25 protein-coding genes and 1 riboswitch are annotated in these 26,602 nt (G+C 69.2%); of the genes, 20 read left to right on the top strand and 5 right to left on the bottom strand.

What is annotated here, in order from left to right; all coding sequences use genetic code 11:
- Positions 1-9: 9 nt before the first annotated feature.
- The gene (locus A5655_RS20010; protein WP_067013031.1) at positions 10-333 is read left to right on the top strand and encodes a DUF732 domain-containing protein; all 324 of its coding nucleotides are present in this window, start codon (positions 10-12) and stop codon (positions 331-333) included.
- 124 nt (positions 334-457) lie between these two features.
- On the top strand, positions 458-1,165 hold the full coding sequence (locus A5655_RS20015; RefSeq protein ID WP_067012987.1) for an MgtC/SapB family protein: 708 nt from the start codon (positions 458-460) through the stop codon (positions 1,163-1,165).
- 15 nt (positions 1,166-1,180) lie between these two features.
- Here A5655_RS20015 and A5655_RS20020 read toward each other — a convergent pair whose 3' ends face one another.
- Positions 1,181-2,380 carry an NAD(P)/FAD-dependent oxidoreductase gene (locus tag A5655_RS20020; protein ID WP_067012989.1) on the bottom strand — a complete coding sequence of 400 codons (1,200 nt, stop codon included), beginning with the start codon at positions 2,378-2,380 and terminating at the stop codon, positions 1,181-1,183.
- A gap of 63 nt (positions 2,381-2,443) precedes the next feature.
- Between A5655_RS20020 and A5655_RS20025 the strand changes: the two genes are divergently transcribed.
- Together A5655_RS20025 and A5655_RS20030 are read left to right on the top strand one after the other, a co-directional pair.
- Positions 2,444-3,376, top strand: a complete 933-nt coding sequence (locus A5655_RS20025) for a sterol desaturase family protein (RefSeq protein WP_067012991.1) — start codon at positions 2,444-2,446, stop codon at positions 3,374-3,376.
- Positions 3,377-3,474: 98 nt separating this feature from the next.
- A complete protein-coding gene (locus A5655_RS20030; protein WP_231999210.1) occupies positions 3,475-4,149 on the top strand; it encodes a S1 family peptidase in 675 nt (224 codons plus the stop codon).
- Between the two features lie 6 nt (positions 4,150-4,155).
- Here the strand turns inward: A5655_RS20030 and A5655_RS20035 are convergent, their stop codons facing one another.
- A complete protein-coding gene (locus A5655_RS20035; protein ID WP_067012995.1) occupies positions 4,156-4,602 on the bottom strand; it encodes a nitroreductase/quinone reductase family protein in 447 nt (148 codons plus the stop codon).
- A gap of 110 nt (positions 4,603-4,712) precedes the next feature.
- Here A5655_RS20035 and A5655_RS20040 point away from each other — a divergent pair, with 110 nt between their 5' ends.
- The 3 genes from A5655_RS20040 (at position 4,713) to A5655_RS20050 (ending at position 7,461) form a co-directional block, all read left to right on the top strand.
- On the top strand, positions 4,713-5,396 hold the full coding sequence (locus tag A5655_RS20040; RefSeq protein ID WP_067012997.1) for a TetR/AcrR family transcriptional regulator: 684 nt from the start codon (positions 4,713-4,715) through the stop codon (positions 5,394-5,396).
- Between the two features lie 113 nt (positions 5,397-5,509).
- Positions 5,510-6,010, top strand: a complete 501-nt coding sequence (locus A5655_RS20045) for a VOC family protein (RefSeq protein WP_067012999.1) — start codon at positions 5,510-5,512, stop codon at positions 6,008-6,010.
- Positions 6,007-7,461, top strand: coding sequence for an FAD-binding protein (locus A5655_RS20050; RefSeq protein ID WP_067013001.1), 1,455 nt, complete (start codon positions 6,007-6,009; stop codon positions 7,459-7,461). Before A5655_RS20045 ends, A5655_RS20050 begins: the two co-directional genes overlap by 4 nt.
- 72 nt (positions 7,462-7,533) lie before the next feature.
- Here A5655_RS20050 and A5655_RS20055 read toward each other — a convergent pair whose 3' ends face one another.
- Positions 7,534-9,453, bottom strand: coding sequence for an ABC transporter ATP-binding protein/permease (locus A5655_RS20055; protein ID WP_067013003.1), 1,920 nt, complete (start codon positions 9,451-9,453; stop codon positions 7,534-7,536).
- 81 nt (positions 9,454-9,534) lie between these two features.
- Here A5655_RS20055 and A5655_RS20060 point away from each other — a divergent pair, with 81 nt between their 5' ends.
- From A5655_RS20060 to gcvP, 12 genes are all read left to right on the top strand, one after another.
- Positions 9,535-11,187 carry an acetolactate synthase gene (locus tag A5655_RS20060; RefSeq protein WP_067013005.1) on the top strand — a complete coding sequence of 551 codons (1,653 nt, stop codon included), beginning with the start codon at positions 9,535-9,537 and terminating at the stop codon, positions 11,185-11,187.
- A gap of 36 nt (positions 11,188-11,223) precedes the next feature.
- Positions 11,224-13,548, top strand: coding sequence for an accessory Sec system translocase SecA2 (secA2, locus tag A5655_RS20065; protein ID WP_067013007.1), 2,325 nt, complete (start codon positions 11,224-11,226; stop codon positions 13,546-13,548).
- Positions 13,549-13,637: 89 nt separating this feature from the next.
- The gene (locus A5655_RS20070; protein ID WP_067013009.1) at positions 13,638-14,243 is read left to right on the top strand and encodes a CDP-alcohol phosphatidyltransferase family protein; all 606 of its coding nucleotides are present in this window, start codon (positions 13,638-13,640) and stop codon (positions 14,241-14,243) included.
- On the top strand, positions 14,236-15,153 hold the full coding sequence (locus A5655_RS20075; protein ID WP_067013033.1) for a DUF881 domain-containing protein: 918 nt from the start codon (positions 14,236-14,238) through the stop codon (positions 15,151-15,153). Before A5655_RS20070 ends, A5655_RS20075 begins: the two co-directional genes overlap by 8 nt.
- 37 nt (positions 15,154-15,190) lie before the next feature.
- Complete coding sequence (locus tag A5655_RS20080) at positions 15,191-15,523, top strand: small basic family protein (RefSeq protein ID WP_067013011.1); 333 nt, start codon at positions 15,191-15,193, stop codon at positions 15,521-15,523.
- A 16-nt stretch (positions 15,524-15,539) separates the two neighbouring features.
- Positions 15,540-16,397 (top strand): DUF881 domain-containing protein, encoded by an 858-nt coding sequence (locus A5655_RS20085; protein ID WP_067013013.1) that lies wholly within the window; start codon positions 15,540-15,542, stop codon positions 16,395-16,397.
- Between the two features lie 37 nt (positions 16,398-16,434).
- Positions 16,435-16,833, top strand: coding sequence for a glycine cleavage system protein GcvH (gene gcvH / locus A5655_RS20090; protein ID WP_067013015.1), 399 nt, complete (start codon positions 16,435-16,437; stop codon positions 16,831-16,833).
- A gap of 266 nt (positions 16,834-17,099) precedes the next feature.
- A complete protein-coding gene (garA, locus tag A5655_RS20095) occupies positions 17,100-17,585 on the top strand; it encodes a glycogen accumulation regulator GarA (RefSeq protein WP_067013017.1) in 486 nt (161 codons plus the stop codon).
- A complete protein-coding gene (locus A5655_RS20100; RefSeq protein ID WP_067013019.1) occupies positions 17,585-18,352 on the top strand; it encodes a MerR family transcriptional regulator in 768 nt (255 codons plus the stop codon). Before garA ends, A5655_RS20100 begins: the two co-directional genes overlap by 1 nt.
- Before the next feature lie 64 nt (positions 18,353-18,416).
- Positions 18,417-18,911, top strand: a complete 495-nt coding sequence (locus A5655_RS20105) for a bifunctional nuclease family protein (protein WP_066933175.1) — start codon at positions 18,417-18,419, stop codon at positions 18,909-18,911.
- A 296-nt stretch (positions 18,912-19,207) separates the two neighbouring features.
- Positions 19,208-19,837, top strand: coding sequence for a MerR family transcriptional regulator (locus A5655_RS20110; RefSeq protein ID WP_067013021.1), 630 nt, complete (start codon positions 19,208-19,210; stop codon positions 19,835-19,837).
- Positions 19,838-19,861: 24 nt separating this feature from the next.
- A riboswitch (glycine riboswitch) is annotated at positions 19,862-19,959 on the top strand.
- A gap of 160 nt (positions 19,960-20,119) precedes the next feature.
- Positions 20,120-22,957: an aminomethyl-transferring glycine dehydrogenase gene (gene gcvP, locus A5655_RS20115; RefSeq protein WP_067013023.1), complete on the top strand. Its 2,838-nt coding sequence runs from the start codon at positions 20,120-20,122 to the stop codon at positions 22,955-22,957.
- A gap of 84 nt (positions 22,958-23,041) precedes the next feature.
- On the opposite strand, the gene A5655_RS20120 is transcribed toward gcvP, so the two are convergent.
- A complete protein-coding gene (locus A5655_RS20120; protein ID WP_067013025.1) occupies positions 23,042-23,902 on the bottom strand; it encodes a haloalkane dehalogenase in 861 nt (286 codons plus the stop codon).
- Positions 23,903-23,982: 80 nt separating this feature from the next.
- Here A5655_RS20120 and A5655_RS20125 point away from each other — a divergent pair, with 80 nt between their 5' ends.
- Entirely contained in the window at positions 23,983-24,831 is an 849-nt protein-coding gene (locus A5655_RS20125) for an MBL fold metallo-hydrolase (protein ID WP_067013027.1), read from the top strand.
- Between the two features lie 14 nt (positions 24,832-24,845).
- Here the strand turns inward: A5655_RS20125 and A5655_RS20130 are convergent.
- Positions 24,846-26,602 (bottom strand): substrate-binding domain-containing protein (locus A5655_RS20130; protein WP_067013035.1); only part of this gene is annotated, 1,757 nt, incomplete at its 5' end.

Here is a 26,602-nt window from a genome sequence, read left to right on the forward strand (position 1 = left end):
GTGATGAAGATGAGACTGCTACTGGCAGCCATTGGAACCGCGGCCGCAATTGGGTTTGCCGCGCCTGCGCACGCGGACCCGCCTGCGCCGCCGGAGGGCGACGACGCGGGCTTCCTCGCCGCCCTGCATCAGGTCGGCATCAGCTACGCCAGCCCGGACGCGGCCGTCGCGTCCGGCAAGGCGGTGTGCACGTGCCTCAACAACGGTGAGTCGGGGCTTGAGCTGGTGCACGACGTGAAGACCCACAATCCCGGAATGGACATGGAGAACGCGTCCAACTTCGCGATGATCTCCGCGAAATTCTATTGCCCGCAACAGCTTTCAAAGGCCTAGCGCCGGGTCGCCCGCCGGTTATCGCGGTGTGACCACCAGGCGGCCAGATCGGTCGCGGTCCACTTGCTGTTCACCTAAGCGTGCTTAGCTGCCGCCGTCCGTTGGGGGAAGGAGGCGCGGTGTCATGCAGACGTTGAGCGTCGCCGAGTTCGCCCTTCGCGTCGGCGTCGGGGTGGGCTGTGGCGCCTTGATCGGGCTGGAGCGGCAGTGGCGGGCCCGCATGGCCGGGTTGCGCACCAACGCGCTGGTGGCCGGCGGCGCGACCCTGTTCGTGCTCTATGCGGTCGTCACCGAGGACAGCAGCCCCACCCGCGTCGCGTCCTACGTGGTGTCCGGGATCGGGTTCCTCGGCGGAGGCGTGATCCTGCGCGACGGGTTCAACGTCCGGGGCCTCAACACCGCCGCGACCCTGTGGTGCTCGGCGGCGGTGGGCGTGCTGGCCGCCTCGGGCCACCTGGTGTTCACCGCGATCGCCACCGGCACCGTGATCGCCATCCACCTGTTCGGGCGCCCGCTCGGGCGGCTGATCGACCGCGACGACGTCGTCGAGGAAGACGAGGGCGTGCAGCCCTACCTGGTGCAGGTGGTCTGCCGCCCGAAATCCGAAAAGTACGCCCGCACCCACATCGTCCAGCACGCCGGCGGCAACGACATCACGCTGCGCGGGATCCACACCGGGCAGGCGGCCGACGACGAGATCACCCTGACCGCGCACCTACTGATGGACGGCCACACGCCGGCAAAGCTCGAGCGGTTGGTCGCGGAACTCTCCCTGCAGCCGGGGGTTCGGGCGGTGCAGTGGTACGCCGGGGAAAAGGCGCAAGCGGACTGAGCTGACCGCGACCGGTCAGGGCCGGGCCTGCAGCTCAGGCGCGGCGGCGGCCAGCAGGTCGGCCCGGCTGCCGGTCAGCGGGGGATAGATGCGCCGGGTATTGATGGTCTGCTTGGTCGCCTTGGCCGCCGCACCGGTCGACGCCACCAGCCGGTCCCACCCTTCGGTGTAGACCGCTCCGGCCGGGCCGAGATCGAGAACCGTGACGTACCAAGGTATTCGAAGGGCCAGCATCGGCTCGCCGAACAGGTCGCTGATGACGTTGTAACCGGCGTAGCGACCCATCGGGCGCCCGTGTTGACACGACATCACCGACAGGTGGTCGTCGTCCATGCGGGCGGCGGCCACGTCGCCCGCGGCGAACACCCCGGGCGCGCCCGCCACCCGCAGGTAGTCGTCGACATGCACCCGGCCCAGTCGGTCGAGCGGCACTCCGAGCTGCTCGGTCAGCGAACTCGCCCGCATCCCCGCGCACCACACCACCGTGGCCGCCGGCAGTCGCTCTCCGGAGGACAGGGTCACGCCCCGCTGGGTCACCTCGGCGACGCCGTCGGCGGTTCTGATCTCGACGCCGTTGTCCGACAGGGCCCGTTCGATCACCGGACGCGCCGACGGCCCCATGTCGGAGCCCACCGCCGGATTGCGATCGATCAGGATCACCCGCGGGGTGACGCCCCGCCCAGAGAATAAGGCGCGCAAGCGATTTGGCAGCTCGCTGGCCGCCTCGATGCCGGTCAGTCCGGCACCGACCACGACGACGGTTGCCGCCGCCGGTGTCGGCGAGTCGTCGGCAAGCTCGCGCAGGTGGCCCTGCAGCGCAAGGGCGCCGTCGTAGGTGTCGACGTCGAACCCGAACTCCCGCAGGCCCGGGATGGCGGGCCTGACCACGTGGCTGCCCGACGCCAGCACCAGTCGGTCATAGCCGTAGGTGGCGCCGCTCGACGTGGCGACGGTGCGGGACCCGGTGTCGATGGCGGTCACCTCGGCGGCGACGTGCGCCACGCCGACGGGGTCGAGCAGATCGGCGAGCGGGATTCGGCAGGGCTTCAGGTCGGCTTCGTAGTTGCGCACCCGGATGTCGTGGAAGGGTTTGGCGCTCACCACGGTGATGTCGACGCTGCCCGCCGGGACGGCGAGCTCGTCGCACCGCCGGGCGGCGCCGAGTGCCGCCCATAACCCGGCGAACCCGGAGCCGATCACCACCACAGCGGTCAAGCGCTCAACACCTCATTGGTACGGGCCGTTACCAACGTTGGCCGATGGTCGTAATCTATCGGTGTGCATGCTGTCACCGGGTTCTGGTCCGCGCTGCCCCCGCAGATGCGTGACCCGGTGCTGTTCGCCATCCCGTTCTTCCTGTTGCTGCTGACCATCGAATGGACCGCGGCCCGCAAGCTGCAGCGCGCCGAGGGGGAGCAGCGCCCCGGATCGGGCGCGTACCTGACGCGCGATTCCTGGGCGAGCATCTCGATGGGCCTGGTCTCGATAGCCACCAGCGCCGGCTGGAAGGCGCTGGCCCTGCTGGGTTACACCGCGATCTACGCCTACCTGGCGCCCTGGCAGCTCTCGCCGGCCAAGTGGTACACCTGGGTCGTCGCGCTCGTCGGCGTCGACCTGCTGTACTACGGCTACCACCGGATGGCTCACCGGGTCCGGCTGGTCTGGGCGACGCACCAGGCCCACCACTCCAGCCAGTACTACAACCTCGCCACGGCGGTGCGCCAGAAGTGGAACAACAGCGGCGAGGTCTTGATGTGGATTCCGTTGCCGCTGTTGGGGCTTCCGCCTTGGATGGTGTATTTCAGCTGGTCGCTGAACCTGATTTACCAGTTCTGGATCCACACCGAGCGCATCGACAAGCTGCCCCGGCCGTTCGAATTCCTCTTCAACACCCCGTCGCACCATCGCGTGCACCACGGGATGGACCAGCTCTATCTGGACAAGAACTACGGCGGCATCCTCATCCTTTGGGACCGGATGTTCGGCAGCTTCCAGCCCGAGGTCTTCCGCCCCCATTACGGCCTGACGAAGCAGGTCGACACGTTCAACATCTGGAAGCTGCAGACCCGCGAATACGTCGCCATCGCCCGCGACTGGCGATCGGCAAACCGCCTGCGTGATCGGCTGGGTTACGTGTTCGGGCCGCCCGGCTGGGAACCGCGCACGGCGGACCGCACCGACGGCGCCGTCCCGCTGGTCACGCCCGGGTAACGCCGGCGCCCTCAAGTGCGAAAAGATCAACGAGGGGTGAGATCAAGCCGTAACGTCACCCTTCGGGTCGGCATTTCACGGAGGGATCGGAGCTCATCATGCGCCGCCTGGCACTGCACGCATTCGCCGCCTCGGCTTCCGTCGTGGCACTCGCATCCTGGCTCCCGCCCCTGCCGGCCAAAGCGGACCCCCCAGTCGTGTATCCGGGCATGGAAATCCACCAGGACAATCGCGTCTGCACCCTGGGCTACGTCGACCCGGGCCTGAAGATCGCGTTCACCGCGGGGCACTGCCGGGGCAGCGGGGTCGTCTACGACCGCGAACACAACGTCATCGGACGCCAGGCGACATTCCGCGACAACACGCCCAGCGGCACCACGGTGGCCACCGACCAGGTGATCAACGACTACGAGGCGATCGTGCTGGACAGCGGCGTCACGGCCAACAACGTCCTGCCGGGCGGGCGTCCCCTGGAATCCAACCCGGCCCTGGCGCTTCAGCCGGGCGAGGCCGTCTGCCACTTCGGCGTGGTCACGGGTGAGACCTGCGGGACCGTGGAAAGCGTCAACAACGGGTGGTTCACCATGTCGCACGGCGTGCAGAGCCAGCGGGGCGACTCCGGGGGACCGGTGTACCTGGCGCCCAACGGCGGCCCGGGAGAGATCGTCGGGATCTTCAACAGCGTCTGGGGCGACCTGCCCGCGGCGGTGTCGTGGCGGGCCACCTCGGACCAGGTCCGCCAGGACCTCGGGGCGACGCCCAACCCGCGCTGACGCGCCTCAGCCGGCGGGCTCGAGCACGAACACCGGGATCGAGGGCGCCCCGGCCAGCAGCTGCTCGTCGGTGGAATCCGGTGTCAGCCCGCCGACATAGTCCTTGACCTGCCAATACCAGCGGGCCAGATAGCGCCTCAGCACTTCGGGCTTGGCCGCATCGGCGACCTCACTGACTCGAGCGCGTCGCCGCCGCCAGCGCGGGCCCACCTCGACGACGCCCGCCGCCCGCGCGTTGCGGGCCCACTGCGTGTTGCCGCGCGGTGAGACCAGGTAGTCCACGCCGTCGATGGTGAGCAGGTTGATCACCACCGCGCGCGGTTTGCCGCTCTTGCGGCCCCGGACGCGCAGCGCCCGGGTGCCCGCGATGCTGATGCCCAGCTCGGCGAGCCCGCGGATCACCGCGTTGCCGGCGCGGGCGACGCGACCCGGTTCTTCGTAGCGCGTGGCCATGGTGGTCCTCTCCGCAGTGGTCCGAGAGCGGTGCTCTCTATGGCGGACACGCTGCCACAGCCGGCACCGAAAAGCAAGAGCGGTGTTCTCGGTTGTGACAGACTGGCGACGTGGGCAAACGCCAGGAATCGCGGGAGCAGATCGAGGCGCGAATCATCGAACTCGGCCGCCGCCAGCTGGTCGAAGGCGGCGCCGCCGGGTTGTCGGTGCGCGCGATCGCCCGTGATCTCGGCATGGTGTCCTCGGCCGTGTACCGCTACGTGTCCAGCCGCGACGAGCTGCTGACCCTGCTGCTGGTGGACGCGTATTCCGACCTGGCCGACACCGTGGACCGGGCCCGCGAGACCGCGGGCGAGGCGTGGAGCGACGACGTCATCGCCATCGCGCGGGCGGCCCGGGGGTGGGCCGTGGCCGATCCGGCCCGCTGGGCCTTGCTCTACGGCAGCCCCATCCCCGGCTATCACGCCCCCGCCGAGCGCACCGTCCCGGCCGGTACCCGCGTGGTGGCAGCGTTCTTCGACGCCGTGGCCGCCGGCATTGCGACCGGCGATATCCGCCTGACGAATGATCTTGCGCCGCAACCGATGTCGTCGGACTTCGAACGCGTTCGCCACGAGTTCGGGTTCCCGGGCGACGACCTGGTGATCGCCAAGTGCTTTTTGCTGTGGGCGGGCGTGCTGGGCGCCATCAGCCTCGAGGTCTTCGGGCAATACGGCGCCGACACCCTGACCGACCCGGCGGCGGTGTTCGACACCCAGCTGCGGCTCTTGGTGGACGTGCTGACCCAGCACTGAGCCGCCGAATTAGAACGTGTTCATCGCGCTTTCGCGTGGTCGAGCCGGCCGCTCACGGCAAAGTCTTCCCGGCCCTTTCTGGCGGCCGGCCGGCTGGGCTATCCTGCGAGACGATGACCCGTCCCACTCAATCGCCGACGCAGATCGCCTGGGTCACCCCGGACCTGGATGCCACGGAAACCGCCCTCACCGGCCTATTAGGCGTCCGGAAGTGGGTGCGGATACCCGAGGTGCACTTTGCTCCGGACAGCTGCAGCTACCTCGGCGGGCCCGCCGATTTCGTCGCCAGCATCTCGCTGAGCTACCTCGGGGACATGCAGCTGGAGCTGATCTCACCGGTCCGCGGGGAGAACATCTATAGTGACTTTCTGCGCGAATCGGGGCCCGGTCTGCATCACATCTGCACGGAGGCGCCGAACCCCGAGGGATTCGACGCGGCGCTGGCGGAGGCCGCCGCCCAGGGGGCCCCGGTCGTGCAGCAGGGCGTGATGCCCGGCGGCATCCAATTCGCCTACGTGTCGGCGCGGCAGGCGGGGGTGCCCTATCTGGAGATCGCCTACGTCTCACCCGAGATGAGGGCGTTCTACGACTACATCAAGCAGGAGCAGCGATGAGCACCGAGATCCCCGCAACGGTCAACGCGGACGCGGTGCCGTCCTGGTCGGACGAGGTGGACGTGGTGGTGATCGGCTTCGGCATCGGCGGCGGCTGCGCGGCGGTCAGCGCGGCGGCAGCGGGCGCGCGGGTGCTGGTGCTCGAGCGCGCGGCCGCCGCGGGTGGCACCACTTCCCTTGCGGGAGGCCACTTTTACCTCGGCGGCGGGACCGCCGTGCAGGAGGCGACCGGCCACCCCGACTCGGCCGAGGAGATGTACAAATACCTCGTCGCGGTGTCGCGGCAGCCGGACCACGCCAAGATCCGTGCCTACTGCGAGGGCAGCGTCGAGCATTTCAATTGGTTGGAAGACTTGGGTTTTCAGTTCGAGCGCAGCTACTTCCCGGGCAAGGCCGTGATCCAGCCCAACACCGAGGGGTTGATGTTCACCGGCAACGAGAAGGTGTGGCCCTTCCTGGAGAAGGCGGTCCCGGCGCCGCGCGGCCACAAGGTGCCGGTGCCCGGTGACACCGGCGGCGCCAGCATGGTGATCGACCTGCTCCTCAAGCGGGCCGCGAGCCTCGGCGTGCAGGTGCGGTACGAGACCGGCGCCACCCAGCTCATCGTGGACGACACCGGCGCGGTGACCGGCGTGACATGGAAGCAATTCTCCGAAACCGGTGCGATCAAGGCAAAGTCGGTGATCATCGCTGCCGGCGGCTTCGTGATGAACCCGGAGATGGTAGCCAAGTACACCCCGAAGCTGGGCGAGAAGCCGTTCGTGCTCGGCAACACCTACGACGACGGCCTGGGCATCCGGCTGGGCGTCTCGGCGGGGGGCGCCACCCAGCACATGGATCAGATCTTCATCACGGCGCCGCCGTACCCGCCGTCGATCCTGCTCACCGGGATCATCGTGAACAAGCTCGGGCAGCGGTTCGTCGCCGAAGACTCCTACCACTCCCGCACGTCAGGGTTCATCATGGATCAGCCGGACAGCGCGGCGTTCCTGATCGTCGACGAGGCCCACCTGGAGCACCCCAAGATGCCGTTGGTGCCGCTGATCGACGGCTGGGAGACCGTGCCCGAGATGGAAGCCGCACTGGGCATCCCGCAGGGCAACCTGGTGGCGACGCTGGATCGTTACAACACCCACGCCGCACGCGGCGAGGATCCCGATTTTCACAAGCAGCCGGAATTCCTTGCGCCGCAAGACAAAGGGCCGTGGGGCGCGTTCGACATGTCGCTGGGCAAGGCGATGTACGCCGGATTCACCGTCGGCGGGCTGGCCGTGTCCGTGGACGGGCAGGTGCTGCGCGAAGACGACACCGTGGTGCCCGGCCTGTACGCGGTGGGGGCGTGCGCATCAAACATCGCCCAGGACGGCAAGGGCTACGCCAGCGGGACGCAGCTGGGCGAGGGCTCGTTCTTCGGGCGCCGCGCCGGGGCGCACGCGGCATCGAGGCTGTAGTTTCGCAGCGAAAGTGCGAGTAAACCGCTGCGGATTTGCAGGCTCGGCGGGCCTTGGCCGCAACGCAAACGCCTAGACGCCCGCGGGTTCCTTCTCCACCGGGCCGAGCCGCCACTGGCCGCCGCCCAGCAGTTGGAGCTGCTGGCGGTGATGCTGCTCGACGGTGGGTCGGTGGCTGACGCTGACCAGCACGCAGTCCGGCAACTCGGTGCGCACCAGCTGATATAGCGCGAACTCAAGCCCCTCGTCGAGCGCCGAGGTGGCCTCGTCGAGGAAGACGGCCTTCGGTTTGGTGAGCAGGATGCGCGCGAAGGCGACCCGCTGCTGCTCGCCGGGCGACAGCACCTTGGCCCAGTCCTGCTCTTCGTCAAGGCGCCCGATCAGCGGCGCCAAGGCCACCTTCGTCAGCACGTCGTGCAGTTCGCCGTCGGAGACCTGCTCCGGCTCGTTCGGGTAGCAGACCACGCCGCGCAGGCTGCCCAGCGGCACATAGGGCAACTGCGACAGGAACATCGTCGCGTTGTCGCCGTCGGGGCGGCAGAGGGTCCCGGACGCGTACGGCCACAACTCGGCCAGGCTGCGCAGCAACGTGGTCTTGCCCGCGCCCGATCGCCCGGTGATCACCAGCGAGTCGCCGTCGTCGAGCTGCACATCGAGCGGGTCGATCAACTGGTCTCCGGCCGGGGTGCGCACCTCGACACCGCGAAGCTCGACCGTCGCCTCGTCGCTGGGCTTGACCAGGATCGTCGGCAGCGCGCGGCCCTGGCTGTTCGCGTCGACCAGCCCGTGCAACCGGATGATCGCCGCCCGAAAAGCGGCAAACGCGTCGTAGTTGTTGCGGAAGAACGACAGCGAATCCTGAATGTTGCCGAATGCCGTCGCGCTCTGGCCGACGTCGCCGAAGTCGATCCGGCCGGCGAACAGTCGCGGCGCCTGGATCACCCACGGCAGCGGAACAATGATCTGCGACATCGACCAGTTCCACCCGTTGAAGATGATGGTCCGGCGCACGAACTTGCGGTAGTTGGCGATGATCGGAGTGAAGCGCCGCCACAATTGCGCCCGCTCGACTCGTTCACCGCGATAGAAGCCCACCGCCTCGGCGGCGTCGCGCAACCGCACCAGCGCGTAGCGGAATGCGGCGTTGAGCTTCTCGTTGTTGAAGCTCAGCCAGATCAGCGGATGGCCCAACCAGACCGCGACGATCGTCGCGACCAGCACGTAGACCAGCACCGTGACGAACATGGCGCGCGGCAACACCAAGCCGAAGAGCTCCAGGTTCCCGGAGAGCTGCCACAGGATCGCGGCGAAGGAGATCACCGAGGCCACCGCGTTGACGGCCCCGAACAGCAGGGTGCTGCCCGTCCCGTTGGACGGGATGTTCGGGGTGCCCCCGGCGTTGGCGGTGAAGATGTCGATGTCCTGCTGGATGCGCTGGTCCGGGTTGTCGATCGTGTTGTCGATGAACAGGTCCCGGTAGTAGGCCTTGCCTTCCAGCCAGTCGTCGGTGAGGTGGGCGGTCAGCCAGACGCGCCAGGCGATGATGAATCGCTGGGTCAGAGAGATGTCGATCATGAACCGGATGACGTACAGCGTCGCCAGGACGCTGAAGATCCCGATCGACATCCAAAAGCCATGAATCCCAGATTGTTTGACGTTGGCGTCGTCGGCCGCGATGCCCTGCACGGCCTTCTGCACGGCCGTGTACAGGTCGTTGCCCTGGTAGCTGAGCAGCACGGTGAGGCGCACCGCCAGCAGTACGGACAGCAACAGCGCGCCGAGCATCGCCCACACCTTGACGCTCGACGGGCCGACGAAGTAGCCGCGGGTGATCCGCCAGAACTGCCGGCCCCACGGGGTCAGGTACCGGAACGCCACGAGCACGGCGAGTAGGCAGACGGCACCGACCGCCCAGGCTATGGCGACCCAGCGCAGGGAATCCATGGGTGCCGCCGACCAATTGATCGACGGCGTAAACGGCTTCGGGCCCATGGTCGATGTCTCCTTAAGGTCGAGGCCTGACACAAAATCCTTCGGCGAAGGTACCCGAGTCATTGCCGATAGGCTGCCTGGATGAGCATCGACGCTCCGTCCAGCCAGACCGTACATGCCGGCCGACTCATCGCGCGCCGGCTCAAAGCCAGCGGCATCGACACCGTGTTCACCCTGTCGGGCGGCCACCTGTTCTCCATCTACGACGGGTGCCGCGACGAGGGCATCCGGCTGATCGACACCCGCCACGAACAAACCGCGACGTTCGCCGCCGAGGGCTGGTCGAAGGTGACGAGGCTGCCCGGCGTGGCCGCGCTGACCGCCGGGCCGGGCGTCACCAACGGGATGAGCGCGATGGCCGCGGCACAGCAGAACCAGTCGCCCCTGGTGGTGCTGGGCGGCCGGGCTCCCGCGCTGCGGTGGGGCATGGGCTCGCTGCAAGAGATCGACCATGTGCCGTTCGTGGCGCCGCTGGCCCGGTTCGCCGCCACCGCGCAGTCGGCCGACGACGCCGGCCGCTTGGTCGACGAGGCATTGCGGGCCGCGGTCGGCACCCCGTCCGGTGTAGGGTTCGTCGACTTTCCGATGGACCACGCCTTTTCGACGTCGCAGGACTCCGAAATCTGGGGCGGGCCCGGCGCCTTGAGCGCGGTGCCGCCCGGCCCGGCCCCCGACGCCGCGGCCCTCGACCGCGCCGTGGGCCTGTTGGCGGCGGCGCACCGGCCGGTGATCATGGCGGGCACCAACGTCTGGTGGGGACGCGGCGAGGCGGCGCTGCTGCGCCTGGCGGAGGAACGTCAGATTCCGGTGCTGATGAACGGGATGGCCCGCGGCGCGGTGCCCGCCGACCACCCGATGGCCTTCTCGCGGGTGCGCGGCAAGGCCCTCGGCGAGGCGGACGTGGCGGTGATCGTCGGCGTGCCAATGGATTTCCGGTTGGGCTTCGGCAAGGTGTTCGGGCCGGACACCCAGCTGATCGTGGCCGACCGCTGCGAGCCCGCCCGCGAGCATCCCCGTCCCATCGCCGCCGGCCTGTACGGCGATCTCACCTCGATCCTGTCGGCCCTCGCCGCGACACCCGGCACTGCACACCAGGATTGGGTCGCCGGGCTGCGAACCGCCGAGACCGCGGCGCGCGCCCAGGAGCAGGCCGAGCTCGCCGACGACCGGATCCCGCTGCACCCGATGCGGGTCTACGCGGAGCTGGCCCCGCTGCTGGACCGCGACGCCATCGTCGTCATCGACGCCGGCGACTTCGGGTCCTACGCCGGCCGGGTGATCGACAGCTATCGGCCCGGCTGCTGGCTGGACAGCGGCCCGTTCGGCTGCCTCGGGTCGGGCCCCGGGTACGCGCTGGCCGCCAAGCTCGCGCGGCCCGACCGCCAGGTCGTGCTGCTGCAGGGCGACGGCGCCTTCGGCTTCAGCGGGATGGAGTGGGACACCTTGGTCCGGCACGGCGTGCCGGTCGTGTCGGTGATCGGCAACAACGGGATCTGGGGGCTCGAGAAGCACCCCATGGAGGCGCTGTACGGCTACTCGGTGGTGGCGGAGTTGCGCCCGGGCACCCGCTACGACGAGGTCGCGCGCGCCCTCGGCGGCCACGGCGAGCTGGTGTCCGCGCCCACCGAGTTGCGTCCCGCGCTGGAGCGGGCCTTCGCCAGCGGCCTGCCCGCCGTCCTCAACGTGCTCACCGACCCCGCCGTCGCCTACCCGCGCCGATCCAACCTTGCCTAAGACGGGCCACGCCCGCTCACCGCGTACCGTTGACCTGTGCCAAAGACCACCCGGACCCAACCCGGCCGCCTGAGTAGCCGCTTCTGGCGACTGCTCGGCGCCAGCACCGAGAAGAACCGAAGCCGCTCCCTCGCGGACGTCGACGCCTCGTCGGAATTCGACAAGGAGGCCGCCGATCTCAGCGACGAGAAGCTGCTCAAGGCGACCGGGCTGCTCAAGCTGGGCGACCTCGCGGAGTCCGCCGACATCCCGCAGTTCCTCGCGATCGCCCGGGAAGCGGCCGAGCGGGCGACGGGATTGCGGCCCTTCGACGTGCAGCTGCTGGGCGCGCTGCGGATGCTGGCCGGCGACGTGATCGAGATGGCCACCGGTGAGGGCAAAACCCTCGCCGGCGCGATCGCGGCGGCCGGATACGCCCTCGGCGGGCGGCACGTGCACGTCGTGACCATCAACGACTACCTCGCGCGCCGCGACGCGGAGTGGATGGGCCCGCTGTTGGAGGCCCTGGGGCTGACGGTCGGGTGGATCACGGCGGAATCGTCGAGCGAGGACCGCCGCACCGCCTACGGCTGCGACGTCACCTATGCCTCGGTCAACGAGATCGGCTTCGACGTGCTGCGCGACCAGCTGGCCACCGACGTCGACGACCTGGTGTCGCCCAACCCCGACGTGGCCCTCATCGACGAGGCCGACTCGGTGCTGGTCGACGAGGCGTTGGTGCCGCTGGTGCTGGCCGGCACCACGCACCGCGAGACGCCGCGGCTGGAGATCATCAAGCTGGTCGGCGAGCTGGATGCCGGGACGGACTACGACACCGACGCCGACAGCCGCAACGTCCACCTCACCGACGTCGGCGCGCGCAAGGTGGAAAAGGCGCTCGGCGGCATCGATCTGTACTCCGAGGAGCACGTCGGCACCACCCTGACCGAGGTCAACGTCGCGCTGCACGCGCACGTGCTGCTGCACCGCGACGTGCACTACATCGTGCGGGACGACGCGGTGCACCTGATCAACTCCGCCCGCGGCCGCATCGCGCAACTGCAGCGCTGGCCCGACGGACTGCAGGCCGCCGTCGAGGCGAAGGAGGGCATCGAGACCACCGAAACCGGTGAGGTGCTCGACACGATCACCGTGCAGGCGCTGATCAACCGCTACGCCACCGTGTGCGGCATGACGGGCACCGCGCTGGCCGCCGGCGAGCAGCTGCGCCAGTTCTACAAGCTCGGCGTGTCGCCAATCCCCCCGAACGAGCCCAACATTCGCGAGGACGAGTCCGACCGGGTCTACATCACCGCCGCCGCCAAGAACGACGCGATCGTCGAGCACATCGCGGAGGTGCACGCGACCGGGCAGCCGGTGCTGGTGGGCACCCGCGACGTGGCCGAGTCCGAGGAGCTGCACGAGCGGCTGCTGCGCCGAGGCGTGCCCGCCGTGGTGCTCAACGCGAAGAACGACGCCGAGGAGGCGAAGGTGATCGCGGAGGCCGGCGAATACGGCACCGTCACCGTGTCGACCCAGATGGCCGGGCGGGGCACCGACATCCGCCTCGGCGGGTCCGACGAGGCCGACCATGACCGCGTCGCCGAACTGGGCGGCCTGCACGTGGTCGGCACGGGCCGCCACCACACCGAGCGGCTCGACAACCAGCTGCGCGGCCGTGCCGGACGGCAGGGCGACCCGGGGTCGTCGGTGTTCTTTTCCAGTTGGGAGGACGACGTCGTCGCCGCCAACCTCGACCCCAACAAGCTGCCCATGCAAACCGACGGGGACGGCCGGATCGTCAGCCCCAAGGCGGCCGGGATGCTCGACCACGCCCAGCGCGTCGCCGAGGGCCGGATGCTCGACGTGCACGCGAACACGTGGCGCTACAACCAGCTGATCGCGCAGCAGCGCGCCATCATCGTCGATCGGCGAAACACGTTGCTGCGCACCGCAACCGCGCGCGAGGAGCTCGCCGAGCTGGCGCCGGACCGCTACGAGGAACTGTCCGCGGACATCTCCGAGGACCGCCTGGAGAAGATCTGCCGGCTCATCATGCTGTATCACCTCGACCGGGGCTGGGCCGACCATCTGGCCTATCTCGCCGACATCCGCGAAAGCATCCACCTGCGCGCGCTGGGCCGGCAGAACCCGCTGGACGAGTTCCACCGGATGGCCGTCGACGCGTTCGCGTCGCTGGCCGCCGACGCCATCGAGGCGGCCCAGCAGACGTTCGAGACCGCGAACGTCCTCGAGGAGGAGCCGGGCCTGGACCTGTCCAAGCTGGCGCGGCCGACGTCGACGTGGACCTACATGGTCAACGACAACCCGCTGTCGGACGACACGCTGTCGACGCTGAGCCTGCCCGGGGTGTTCCGCTGAGCTGAGCCGCCGAGCGCGCGGCCAGCCGCACGCTGGCGACCGAGTGTGCGGCCAGCCGCACGCTCGGCATTCGGCTAATGTCACGGCTCATGGAGCCCGTGCTTCCGCCCGACCGGGTGCTGACGGTGCCCAACGCGCTGAGCGCCGTGCGCCTGTTGCTCATCCCGGTGTTCGTCTACGTGCTGCTGTTCGCCCACGCCAACGGCTGGGCGGTGGCCATCCTGATGTTCAGTGGGGCCTCCGACTGGGCCGACGGCAAGATCGCCCGCACGCTCAACCAGTCCTCGCGGCTGGGCGTCCTGCTGGACCCGGCGGTGGACCGGCTCTACATGGTGACCGTCCCGATTGTCCTGGCGATCAGCGGGATCGTGCCGTGGTGGTTCGTCATCACGCTGCTGGTGCGCGACGGCCTGCTGGCCGCGACGCTGCCGGTGCTCCGCGGTCGCGGGCTGTCGGCGCTGCCGGTGACCTACGTCGGCAAGGGCGCCACCTTTGCGTTGATGGCCGGATTCCCGTTGGTCCTGCTGGGAACGGGCGGCGCGGCGTGGAGCCGCGCGCTGAGGGCCTGCGGCTGGGGCTTTTTGGGCTGGGGCCTGTACACCTACCTGTGGGCGTTCGTGCTCTATGCGGTGCAGATGACGCTGGTCGTGCGCCGCATGCCCAAGCTGAAACAGCCTGTGGGTGGTCATGGCTGACGCGGACCGCCTGCTCGGCGGCTACGACCCCAACGCCGGCCGCAGCGCCCACGCCGCGGCGCGGCCGCAGCTGATCCCGGTGCCCTCGTTGCTGCGCGCCCTGCTCTCGGAGCACCTGGATCCCGGCTACGCCGCGGCCGCGGCCAAACGTGACGGCTCGGAACCGGGCGCGCGACAACGCGCTTTCGGCTGGCTATGGCAGGCCGTGGCGGCGCTGCTGATCGCCACGGTGTTCGCCGCCGCCGTCGCACAGGCGCGCTCGGTGGCGCCCGGCGTGCGCACCGCGCAGCAGCTGCTGCTGGAAAGCGTGCGTTCGTCGGAAGCCGCCGCGGCCAAGTTGGGCCAGGAGCGCAGCGCGCTCTCGACCCGGGTCGACGACGTGCAGCGGCACGCGCTGGCCGAAAACGCCCAGGGGCAGCGGCTGCTGGCCAGTCTCGATGCCCTCGGGCTCGCCGCGGCGAGCAAGGCGGTCATCGGTCCCGGCCTCACGGTGACCGTCACCGATCCCGGCGCCGGCCCGAACCTTTCCGACGTGTCCAAGCAGCGCATCAACGGCAGCAGGCAGATCATCCTGGACCGCGACCTCCAGCTGGTCGTCAACTCGCTGTGGGCCAGTGGCGCCGAAGCAATCTCCGTCGGCGGCGTCCGCATCGGACCGAACGTCACCATCCGGCAGGCCGGCGGGGCGATCCTCGTCGACAACAACCCGACCAGCAGCCCCTACAAGATCCTGGCGGTCGGGCCGCCGCACTCGATGCGCGACGTCTTCGACGGCAGCCCCGGCCTGCAGCGGCTTAGGCTGCTGGAGGCCTCCTACGGCGTCGTCGTCAGCGTGGACATCGCCGACGGCCTATCGCTGCCCGCCGGACCGATCCGGGATGTCAAGTTCGCCAAACAGATTGGGCCCTAGTGAGAGAGCTCTTCGGGAGACAGACGGGACGCCGCGCATGATCGGCATCGCTGCCCTCGCGCTCGGCATCGTGCTGGGGTTGGTTTTCCACCCCGCCGTCCCCGAAGTCGTGCAGCCCTATCTGCCGATCGCGGTGGTGGCCGCGCTCGACGCGGTGTTCGGTGGACTGCGCGCCTACCTCGAACGCATCTTTGACCCCAAGGTCTTCGTGATTTCGTTCGTGTTCAACGTCTTTGTGGCCGCACTCATCGTCTACGTCGGCGACCAACTGGGCGTCGGCACGCAGCTGTCCACGGCGATCATCGTCGTCCTGGGTATCCGCATCTTCGGCAACGCGGCCGCGCTGCGGCGCCGGCTGTTCGGGGCGTAACCCCTATGAGGACACCGTGAGCCAGGACCCGCCCGATCGCCCCGGCGCCCACGACGGGGAAAGCCGTGAACCCACGGCGGACGAAGGTGCGCATCGCGGCCGCCACGAACTGCCGGCGAACCGCCCGCGTCCCGAGATCGGGCCGGTGCACCGCACGGGGTTGTCCGCGCTGCTGCGGGCCGGTCGGTCCCGGCTGGCCTTCGGGGCGCTGGCGGTCGTGCTGTGCCTCGTGCTGGGGATCGCCATCGTCACCCAGGTCCGCCAGACCAAGTCGGGCGACTCGCTGGACACCGCCCGTCCCGCCGACCTCCTGGTGTTGCTGGACTCGCTGCGGCAGCGCGAAGCGACGCTGAACACCGAAGTCGGCGAGCTGCAAAACACGCTGAACTCGTTGCAGGCGTCCGGCAACAACGATCAGGCCGCCATCCAGAGCGCGCAGGCCCGGCTCGCCGCGCTGTCCATCCTGGTCGGCGCCGTGGGCGCCACCGGCCCGGGCGTCACCATCACCATCGACGACCCGGGGCCGGGCGTCTCGCCGGAGGCGATGCTCGACGTGATCAACGAGTTGCGTGCCGCCGGCGCCGAAGCGATCGAGATCAACGACGCGCACCAGTCCGTGCGGGTGGGCGTCGACACCTGGATAGTGGGTGCGCCCGGGTCGTTGACCATCGACGGCAAGAACCTGTCGTCGCCGTATTCGATTCTGGCGATTGGCGATCCGCCCACGCTGGCCGCGGCGATGAACATCCCCGGCGGTGCCGAAGACAGCATCAAGCGCGTCGGCGCGCGGATGTCGGTGCAGCAGGCCGATCGGGTCGACGTGACCACCTTGCGGCAACCAAAACCGCACCAATACGCTCAGCCCGTCAAGTGAACGTGCCTCGTTGGCAGCGACCAGAACAGGATCACCCGTGAGCGATATCCCGTCCGATCTGCACTACACCGCCGAACATGAGTGGGTTCGACGCAGCGGTGAGGACACCGTGCGGGTCGGCATCACCGACTTCGCGCAGTCGGCGCTCGGCGACGTCGTCTTCGTCCAGCTGCCCGACGTGGGCAGCCAGGTGACCGCGGGCGAGTCCTTCGGCGAGGTGGAATCGACGAAATCCGTGTCGGACCTGTTCGCGCCGGTCTCGGGCACGGTCTCAGCGGTCAACGGCGATCTGGACGGCAGCCCGCAGCTGGTCAACTCCGACCCGTACGGGTCGGGCTGGCTGGTGGATGTCCAGGTTTCGGACGCCGCCGAGCTGGAGTCGGCGATTTCGGCGCTGCTCGATCCCGAGGCCTACCGCGGGACGCTGACCGAATGACGATTGCTAATGTGCCTGCCAGCCCCGCTCGGTGACGCGGGCGGCGCACCCGGTTCACGTCGGTCGCGCTTCCGATCGTCCGGTGGGGGGCACATTGCGGACGGGTGCGCGGTACGGTCAACAGACCGACACTTGATAGACACGAGACGGTCAAGTAATCAGCAGTGCGGGGCTAGAAAAACTCAGGAAGCCTCGAGAAACCTAGAGGGGAGCCGGGCGAGCGGCCCGGTTCGGACAACGCCACAGCGGCCAGTGAGGAGCAGCGCGTGACGGACATGGACTCGGACATGGGGAAAGACCAGACCTCTGACGAAGTCACGGTCGAGACGACTTCGGTCTTTCGCGCCGACTTCCTCAACGAACTCGACGCCCCCGCCCAGGCGGGGACCGAGAGCGCGGTGTCGGGAGTCGAGGGACTCCCGGCCGGCTCGGCGTTGCTGGTCGTCAAACGCGGGCCGAACGCCGGATCGCGATTCCTGCTCGACCAGGCCATCACGTCCGCCGGCCGGCATCCCGACAGCGACATCTTCCTCGACGACGTCACCGTCAGCCGTCGCCACGCCGAATTCAGGTTGGAAAACAACGAATTTCACGTCGTCGATGTCGGTAGCCTGAATGGCACGTACGTCAACCGCGAGCCCGTCGATTCGGCGGTGCTGGCAAACGGCGACGAAGTGCAGATCGGCAAGTTCCGGTTGGTCTTTTTGACCGGACCCAAGCAAGGCGACGACGACGGAGGTTCCGGAGGGTAGTGAGCGCACCCGATAGCCCGGCACTGGCCGGGATGTCGATTGGGGCGGTCCTCGACCTGTTGAGGCCGGATTTCCCCGATGTCACGATCTCCAAGATTCGTTTCTTGGAGGCCGAGGGACTGGTGACGCCGCAGCGCGCCGCGTCGGGGTATCGCAGGTTCACCGCGTACGACTGCGCGCGGCTGCGGTTCATCCTCACCGCGCAGCGCGACCACTATCTACCGCTGAAGGTGATCCGCGCGCAGCTGGACGCCCTGCCCGACGGTGAGCTGCCCCCGATCGGATCGCCTTACGGGGTACCGCGATTGGTGTCGGTGCCCAACGGGGGGGAGCCCGACGCCGCGGCCGAGGCCGGCCCGGGCGCCAGGCCCGACGCGGCGGCGGTGGCCCCGCCGCGGATCCGGCTGAGCCGAGAGGATCTCCTGGAACGTTCCGGGGTGGACGACGAACTGCTGACGGCGTTGCTGCGGGCGGGCGTGATCACCACCGGCCCGGGCCGGTTCTTCGACGAACACGCGGTGGTCATCCTTCAATGCGCGCGGGCGCTGGCCGAATACGGCGTCGAGCCCAGGCATCTGCGCGCGTTCCGTTCCGCGGCCGACCGGCAGTCCGACCTGATCGCCCAAATCGCGGGGCCGCTCGTCAAAGCCGGGAAGGCGGGCGCCCGCGACCGTGCCGACGACCTTGCGCGTGAGGTGGCCGCGCTCGCGATCACGTTGCACACCTCGCTGATCAAGTCTGCCGTTCGCGACGTTCTGCATCGCTGAGGATTAGACTTCGTTGGACAGCTTGGTGTTCGGCGGGCTGAAGAGTTGCGGAGGGCAGACACAGATGGGTGAAGTTCGTGTTGTCGGCATTCGCGTCGAGCAGCCGCAGAACCAGCCGGTGCTGTTGCTGCGCGAGGCCAACGGTGACCGGTACCTGCCAATCTGGATCGGTCAGTCCGAAGCCGCCGCCATCGCGCTGGAGCAGCAGGGCGTCGAACCGCCCCGGCCGTTGACGCACGACCTGATCAGGGATCTCATTGCCGCGCTTGGGCATTCGCTGAAAGAGGTGCGGATCGTCGATCTGCAGGAGGGCACGTTCTACGCCGACCTGGTCTTCGACCGCAACATCACCGTGTCGGCGCGCCCGTCGGACTCGGTGGCGATCGCCCTGCGGGTCGGCGTTCCTATCTATGTCGAGGAGGCCGTGCTCGCCCAGGCCGGCCTGCTCATCCCGGACGAGAGCGACGAAGAGGCCAACACCGCCGTCCGCGAGGACGAGGTCGAGAAGTTCAAGGAGTTCCTCGACAGCGTGTCACCCGACGATTTCAAGGCCACCTAGCCGAGGCTCGCCGGGACGCAAACTCGCACGTTTCGCCTGCGATTCTGCGTATGGTCGGCGTCCGGCTAGGCTGGGCGCCGACATCACGGATCCATCTCATCTGGCGCCGCGATCTCGACACGCTGGCCGATAGTGCTGCCAGTTGGGCTTGCGGCCGCCATACTTTGATCACGACTTAAGGCGCGGCGGCTATCGAAAAGCGTAAGCTCACTAGCACTCGGGCCTGAGCACACGTGGCTGCGGTGCAGCCAGAGACGCAGCTAACGATGACAGCGCGATCGGCGAGAGGAACCACCGTGAGCGAGCAGCCACGTCAAGAGCAGCTGGACCTAGCTGACCAAGCGAACGCCGCGAGCAGCGACCAGCCCGCCTCCGCGCCCAGCGCGCCCGTGCAGCCCGGGCTGTTCCCCGACGATTCCGTGCCCGACGAGCTGGTGGGCTACCGCGGGCCGAGCGCCTGCCAGATCGCCGGCATCACCTACCGACAGCTGGACTACTGGGCCCGGACCTCGCTGGTGGTTCCGTCGATCCGCAGTGCGGCGGGCTCCGGCAGCCAGCGGCTCTACTCGTTCAAGGACATCCTGGTTCTCAAGATCGTCAAGCGGCTGCTCGACACCGGCATCTCGCTGCACAACATCCGCGTCGCCGTCGACCATCTGCGCCAGCGCGGCGTCCAGGACCTGGCCAACATCACCCTGTTCTCCGATGGCACCACCGTGTACGAGTGCACGTCGGCCGAAGAGGTCGTCGACCTGTTGCAGGGCGGGCAGGGCGTGTTCGGCATCGCCGTGTCGGGGGCCATGCGCGAGCTGACCGGCGTCATCGCGGACTTCCACGGCGAGCGCGCCGACGGCGGCGAGTCGATCGCGGCCCCGGAGGATGAGCTGGCGTCCCGGCGCAAGCACCGCGACCGCAAGATCGGCTGACCCCGGGTAAACTGGGCCGCGCATCGCACTCGAGCGGGAGAGTTTCGTGGCCGCCAGTCACGGACGCCGAAGGAGCAATACCTCTCCGTCAACCTCTCAGGCACCCGGACCGCGCAAGTTAACGATGCCTCTGGAAAGCGGTGCGGACCGGTAGCGGTCCACACCCGCCGATGGGGAAAGGCGCCCGGGCCGAAGCCCGGCGCCGAATCTCTCAGGCGCCCGGCGAACGGGTGAAGACAGAGGGAGAGGGCCGCTAGTCCCTCGACCTCAGGAGTTTCTCCAGTGCCCGACCAGTCAACCTTCGCAGCGCGGCACATCGGCCCCGACAGGCAGGCCATCGCGGCCATGCTCGACGTCATCGGGGTCGACTCGTTAGACGAGCTGGCCTCCAAGGCGGTTCCGAGCGGCATCCTCGACACCCGCGCCGACGGCGACGCCGCGCCGGGCCTGGACCAGTTGCCGCCCCCCGCCAGCGAGGCCGAGACGCTGGCCGAGCTGCGCGCCCTGGCCGACGCCAACACCGTCGCCGTCTCGATGATCGGGCAGGGCTACTACGACACGCTCACGCCGCCGGTGTTGCTGCGCAACATCATGGAGAACCCGGCCTGGTACACCGCCTACACGCCCTATCAGCCGGAGATCAGCCAGGGCCGGCTGGAGGCGCTGCTGAACTTCCAGACGATGGTGGCCGACCTCACCGGCCTCGAGGTCGCCAACGCGTCGATGCTCGACGAGGGCACCGCCGCGGCCGAGGCCATGACCCTGATGCACCGCGCCGCTCGCGGCGCGACGAACCGGCTCGTGGTGGACGTCGACGTGTTCGCCCAGACCGCGGCCGTGCTGGCCACGCGCGCTCGGCCGCTGGGCATCGAGATCGTCACCGCCGACCTGCGGGACGGCCTGCCCGAAGGCGACTTCTTCGGCGTCATCGCTCAGCTGCCCGGCGCCAGCGGCCGGATCACCGACTGGGCGGCCCTGGTCACGGCGGCGCACGAGCGGGGCGCGCTGGTCGCCGTCGGGGCGGACCTGCTGGCCCTTACGCTGATCACCCCGCCGGGGGAGATCGGCGCCGACGTCGCGTTCGGCACCACCCAAAGATTCGGTGTCCCAATGGGATTCGGTGGGCCGCACGCCGGCTACCTGGCCGTCCACGCCAAGCACGCCCGCCAGCTGCCGGGGCGGCTGGTGGGCGTGTCGCTGGACGCCGACGGGTCCCCGGCCTACCGGCTGGCGCTGCAGACCCGCGAGCAACACATCCGCCGGGACAAGGCGACCAGCAACATCTGCACCGCGCAGGTGCTGCTGGCGGTGATGGCCGCGATGTACGCCAGCTACCACGGCGCCGACGGGCTGATCGGGATCGCCCGCCGCGTGCACGGGCACGCCGCAAGCATCGCCGCCGCGCTGGGCTCGGCAGCCAACACAGCACTGGTGCACGACACCTACTTCGACACCGTGCTGGCCCGCGTGCCCGGCCGCGCCGACGCGGTGCTGGCCGCCGCCAAGGCCAAGGGCATCAACCTATGGCGAGTGGACGCCGACCACGTCTCGGTGGCCTGCGACGAGGCCACCACGGAGGCGGACGTCGCCGCGGTTTTGGACGCCTTCGGCGTCGCCCCCGCCGCGCTGGCCCCAGCCGACATCGCGACGCGCACGTCGGATTTCCTGACCCACCCGGCCTTCACCCAGTACCGCACCGAGACGGCGATGATGCGTTACCTGCGCACGCTGGCGGACAAGGATATCGCCTTGGACCGCAGCATGATTCCGCTCGGCTCGTGCACGATGAAACTCAACGCCGCCGCCGAGATGGAACCGATCACCTGGCCGGAATTCGCGCGCCTGCACCCGTTCGCGCCGGCTTCCGACACCGAGGGGGTGCGCCGGCTGATCGCGGATCTGGAGGGCTGGCTGGTGCAGATCACCGGCTACGACGCCGTCTCGCTGCAGCCCAACGCCGGCTCGCAGGGCGAGTACGCCGGCCTGCTGGCCATCCACGACTACCACGCCAGCCGCGGTGAGCCCCACCGCGACATCTGCCTCATCCCGTCCAGCGCGCACGGCACCAACGCCGCGTCGGCCGCGCTGGCCGGGCTGCGGGTGGCCGTGGTGGCCTGCCGCGACAACGGCGACGTTCACCTCGACGACCTGCGCGCCAAGGTGGCCGACCACGCGGACCGCCTCGCGGCGCTGATGATCACCTACCCGTCCACCCACGGCGTGTACGAGCACGACATCGCCGAGATCTGCGCGGCCGTGCACGACGCGGGCGGGCAGGTCTACATCGACGGCGCCAACCTCAACGCGCTGGTCGGGCTGGCCCGGCCCGGGAGGTTCGGCGGCGACGTCAGCCACCTGAACCTGCACAAGACGTTCTGCATCCCGCACGGCGGCGGCGGGCCGGGCGTCGGGCCGGTGGCGGTGCGCTCACACCTGGCGCCGTTCCTGCCGGGGCACCCGTACGCGCCGGAGCTGCCCGGGGGCCACCCGGTGTCGTCGGCGCCCTACGGGTCGGCGTCGATCCTGCCGATCACCTGGGCCTACATCCGGATGATGGGCGCCGAGGGGCTGCGGGCGGCGTCGCTGACCGCGATCGCCTCGGCCAACTACATCGCCCGGCGCCTCGACGAGTACTTCCCGGTGCTGTACGCCGGCGAGAACGGCATGGTCGCCCACGAGTGCATCCTTGACTTGCGCGGCATCACCAAGGCGACCGGGGTGACCGTCGACGACGTCGCAAAGCGGTTGGCGGACTACGGCTTTCACGCGCCGACCATGAGCTTCCCGGTCGCGGGCACGCTGATGGTGGAGCCGACCGAAAGCGAGAGCCTGACCGAGGTCGACGACTTCTGCGAGGCCATGATCGCCATCCGCGGCGAGATCGAACGCGTCGGAGCGGGGGGATGGTCCGCCGACGACAACCCGCTGCGGGGGGCCCCGCACACCGCCGAGTGCCTGCTGGTCCCCGACTGGGATCACCCGTACACCCGGGAGGAGGCGGCCTACCCGCTGGGCAAGGGCTTCCGGCCCAAGGTGTGGCCGCCGGTGCGCCGCATTGACGGCGCCTACGGCGACCGCAACCTGGTCTGCTCGTGCCCACCGGTGGAGGCGTTCGCCTAGGGCGGCACCGGCCGCGCCAACCGCCCGAGCCGAACCGCACTGCGAAATCCGGCTGGGTTTTTGGCAGTGCGGTTAGGCTCGCGCCTAGCCGAAGCGCTCGACGATCGCCGCCGCGACCTCCTCGGGCGCGTCCTCCTGGATGAAGTGCTTGGCCTCGGGCAGCTCCACGACGACGTGATCGGGGAAGCTTGCGCGCATCCGGGGGAGCGTCGGCCCGGGCCTGAACGCGAAGTCCTTCATCCCCCACACGAATAGCGCGGGTTTGGCGCCAAGCTTTTCGGGCACCTCCCGCCCGAGCCGCGACAGCAGGGGTTCGGCCGCCAGGATCTGCTTGGGCATCTCGGCCACGCCCTTTCGCGCATCGGCGCTGGGCTGCACGGCCCGGTAGTGTTCCATCACCGCCGCGCTCGGGCGGTGCTGTGTGCCCGCCGGAATCAACTGCTCCACAAAGAAATTGCGCTGCAAGATCGCCCACTGCATCGGCGGGCTGCCCATCACCCGGCTGAAGATCTTTGTTGACAGCTCGTCCGTCTTCCAAAACCAGGTGTTGCCCAGCACGACGCCGCGGACCCGGGCGGCGCGTTCGACGGCGACCGCCATGCTGACGGGCCCGCCCCAGTCCTGGCCCATCGTCAGATAGCCGTCCAGGCCGAGGTGATCGACGAACTCGCCGACCACCTGGGCGTGCTGGTCGATCTTGTAGCCGAATCCGGCGGGCCGCTCGGAAAGCCCGAAGCCGAGGTAATCCGGTGCGATGCACCGGAATTGGTCGCGCAGCGCGACGACGATGTTTCGGTACAGGAAGCTCCACGTCGGGTTGCCGTGGCAGAACAGGATCGGCGGCCCGTCACCCTCGTCGACGTAGTGCATCCGCCCGCGCGAGCTGTCGAACCAGCGCGACTCGAACGGATACAGGCCGGGATCCGGGGTGAACTCGATGTTCATGACGCTCCCTTCGGGCAACGCCACGATCGTATGCCCGAACCCTGACACGTCCGACTGGCCGAGGGTGTCCGGCGGCCGTGATGGGGTACACGCATCTCGAGACAGAGGAGGAGTCTCGCGTGAAAATCTGCAGGACATGCGCAGTGGAGCACGACGACGCCGCCGACACGTGCCGGATCTGTTCGGATGAGCGGCAATGGGTGCCGGCAGAGGGGCAGCTGTGGACGACGCTCGAGGAGCTGGCGAACGCCGGATATCGGGTGCGGATGCGCGAGCTGGAACCGGATTTGTACGGATTGACGGTCGACCCGAAATTCGGTATCGGCCAGGAATCGCACCTACTCCGCACGCCCAGCGGCAACCTGCTGTGGGACGTCACCGGCTATGTCGACGCCGCCGCGGTCGCGCAGGTACGCGACCTCGGCGAGGTGATCGCGATCGTCGCGAGCCACCCGCACCACTACGGGGTGCAGGTCGAATGGAGTAGGGCCCTGGGATCGGTGCCGGTTTATGTCGCCGAAGCAGACATGGCGTGGGTTGCGAGGCCGGACCCGGTGGTTCGCCCGTGGTCGGGCAAACTCGATGTGCTGCCCGGCGTTACGTTGCTGCAAGTCGGCGGGCATTTCCCCGGTAGTGCCGTCGCGCACTGGGCGGCCGGGGCCGGCGGACGCGGGGTGTTGCTCAGCGCCGACACCATGCAGGCGAATCCGGACCGCACCTCGGTGACGTTCATGCGCAGCTATCCGAACCGCATACCGCTGTCGGCCGCGGTGGTGGATCGCGTCGCCCGCGCGGTGGAGCCGCTGGCATTCGACCGCCTGTACGACAACTTCGGCAAGACCATCGATTCCGATGCGGGCACGGTCATCCGACGCTCCGCGGATCGCTACATCGGCTGGGTCCGTGGCGATTTCGACCATCTCACCTGATCGGTGCCAACCGATTAGCTCAAGAACGTGCTGAGGGCGGCGGCGAGATCGGGGGAGGCCGAGGTCGCGAGGTTCTGGTAGGCGCCGCCGCTGAGCTGGGCGACGGCCTCCCAGGTGGCCCTGTCGGGGTCGGTGCCGAAGTCGATGACGTTGACCGCGATCGGCTTGGCCGGGTCGGCGCCCTTGCGGATGAAGTCCTGCAGCCCGGCGCCGTCCAGGGTTTGGTCGGTGTGCGGCCCAGACGTGATCACCAATATCGAATTCGGCTGACCCGCAACATATTTGGCCTGCGCCTCCTGGTAGAGCAGGCGCAGCGTGGTGAACGACACCGCGCCGCCGGCCGACGAATACTGCTTGTCCAGCGCGGCCGTCAGCGCCGCCGAGCGCGGCTGGCCGTTCACCGGGTCGCCCAGCGGTCCGCTCGTCACCTCCGAACGTCCCTCGTGGCCGTCGAAAGTCCACAACCCCACGGCGGCGGTGGCCGGCAACGACTTGATCTTTTCCTGCAGCGCCCCGATCACGTTGGCCAGCCGCGACTTTCCGCCCTCCTCGGCGGGCATCGACTGGTCGAGCATGATCGTCGTGGCGAGCCCGCTGGACGGGGCGGCCATCGCTTCGGCCAGCGTCGCGCGCATCGCGTCGTCACCCACCGACAGCGTGGAGGGCAGCGCCGCGAAGCTGGTGACCGGGCTGCTCGGCGGCTTGACGCCGTTGACCCGGAAGCCGGCTTTGGCCAGCTTCGCGAGCTGCTCGGGCTTCTGCATGAAGCGGGCGAACCCGTTGGCCGCGGAGGCCTGCTCCTGGTTCACCCAGGAGCCGTTGAGCAGCACGGCCGGATAGTCGGCGACCGGCACCGCGCCGGACGGCAGCCAGGAGGCCAGCGTGCTCTTGGCGTCGGACAGCGACTGGCCGCGCTGGTACAGCTGCTGCTCGGTGGTGACTACCGCGTGCACCGGCGCGGCCGCCGGGTCGCCGGGCTTGAGCAGCGTATTGAGCGCCTCGGTCAGCGAGTTGTCCGCGAGCTTGGGCTGGGCGCCCAGCAGCGTGCGCACGGCGCCGACGCCCTGCGTCGGCGGCGCACCCGCGGGCGCCGCCCCGGCCGCCACCGCCTCGCCGGCCAGCAACGACGCGTCGGCATTGCCGTTCATCGGCAGCGCCAGCCGCAGCGACCCCCACGCCGGCAGGTTCAGCCCGGCCAGCGAGTTCGGGTTGGTTTGCAGGCCGGGCAGCGCCGCCCACCCCTGATTGCCCAATGCCTGCCCGAGTTCCGGCCGCACGGCGAGCATGACCGGCGAGGTGACCAGCGAATGACTTTCGGTGATCTTCTGGCCCGACGCGGCGAGCCGCGCGGCGGAGACCGAGCTGCCCGGGATCCACAACGCCGGCTGGCCGCCCAGGTCGGCCGGCCACTTGCCGGCGAAACCGTTGAGGACGGCGTCGGAGCCGGCCGGTTTGACGCTGACCACCATGCAGTGATCGCCGACCGGGCCGGTGGTGGCGTTGTAGTTCTCGGCGAGCTCGCGCACGGGCTCGGCGATCGAGGGGTCGGCGATGACGGCGACCGTCTCCTTGCCTCCCACGCAGCGCGCGGCGGCCGTGTGTGAGCGGTGCGACAACGCGTCACCGAAGAAAGTCCACAGGATCACGCCGCCCACCACGACGACGACGGCGACGAGCGCGACGATCACCCCGATGCTCACCCCGCGGCGCCCGCCGTCGCTGCGGTGGCCACCGAGTCGCTCGCCGAGCCCGCGGTGCCCGCCACTGAAAC

The organism is Mycobacterium sp. 1081908.1 (genome assembly GCF_001673535.1).
Lineage (GTDB): Bacteria > Actinomycetota > Actinomycetes > Mycobacteriales > Mycobacteriaceae > Mycobacterium.

What these genes read in the sequence shown, in the direction of transcription:
- A5655_RS20010 (WP_067013031.1), top strand. Translation starts at nt 10, where the DNA reads ATGAGACTGCTACTGGCAGCCATTGGAACCGCGGCCGCAATTGGGTTT.
- A5655_RS20060 (WP_067013005.1), top strand. Translation starts at nt 9,535, where the DNA reads ATGAGCATCGACGCTCCGTCCAGCCAGACCGTACATGCCGGCCGACTC.
- A5655_RS20035 (WP_067012995.1), bottom strand. Translation starts at nt 4,602, where the DNA reads ATGGCCACGCGCTACGAAGAACCGGGTCGCGTCGCCCGCGCCGGCAAC.
- A5655_RS20105 (WP_066933175.1), top strand. Translation starts at nt 18,417, where the DNA reads ATGGGTGAAGTTCGTGTTGTCGGCATTCGCGTCGAGCAGCCGCAGAAC.
- A5655_RS20030 (WP_231999210.1), top strand. Translation starts at nt 3,475, where the DNA reads ATGCGCCGCCTGGCACTGCACGCATTCGCCGCCTCGGCTTCCGTCGTG.
- A5655_RS20045 (WP_067012999.1), top strand. Translation starts at nt 5,510, where the DNA reads ATGACCCGTCCCACTCAATCGCCGACGCAGATCGCCTGGGTCACCCCG.
- A5655_RS20055 (WP_067013003.1), bottom strand. Translation starts at nt 9,453, where the DNA reads ATGGGCCCGAAGCCGTTTACGCCGTCGATCAATTGGTCGGCGGCACCC.
- A5655_RS20075 (WP_067013033.1), top strand. Translation starts at nt 14,236, where the DNA reads ATGGCTGACGCGGACCGCCTGCTCGGCGGCTACGACCCCAACGCCGGC.
- A5655_RS20015 (WP_067012987.1), top strand. Translation starts at nt 458, where the DNA reads ATGCAGACGTTGAGCGTCGCCGAGTTCGCCCTTCGCGTCGGCGTCGGG.
- A5655_RS20125 (WP_067013027.1), top strand. Translation starts at nt 23,983, where the DNA reads ATGGGGTACACGCATCTCGAGACAGAGGAGGAGTCTCGCGTGAAAATC.
- A5655_RS20050 (WP_067013001.1), top strand. Translation starts at nt 6,007, where the DNA reads ATGAGCACCGAGATCCCCGCAACGGTCAACGCGGACGCGGTGCCGTCC.
- A5655_RS20070 (WP_067013009.1), top strand. Translation starts at nt 13,638, where the DNA reads ATGGAGCCCGTGCTTCCGCCCGACCGGGTGCTGACGGTGCCCAACGCG.
- A5655_RS20120 (WP_067013025.1), bottom strand. Translation starts at nt 23,902, where the DNA reads ATGAACATCGAGTTCACCCCGGATCCCGGCCTGTATCCGTTCGAGTCG.
- A5655_RS20080 (WP_067013011.1), top strand. Translation starts at nt 15,191, where the DNA reads ATGATCGGCATCGCTGCCCTCGCGCTCGGCATCGTGCTGGGGTTGGTT.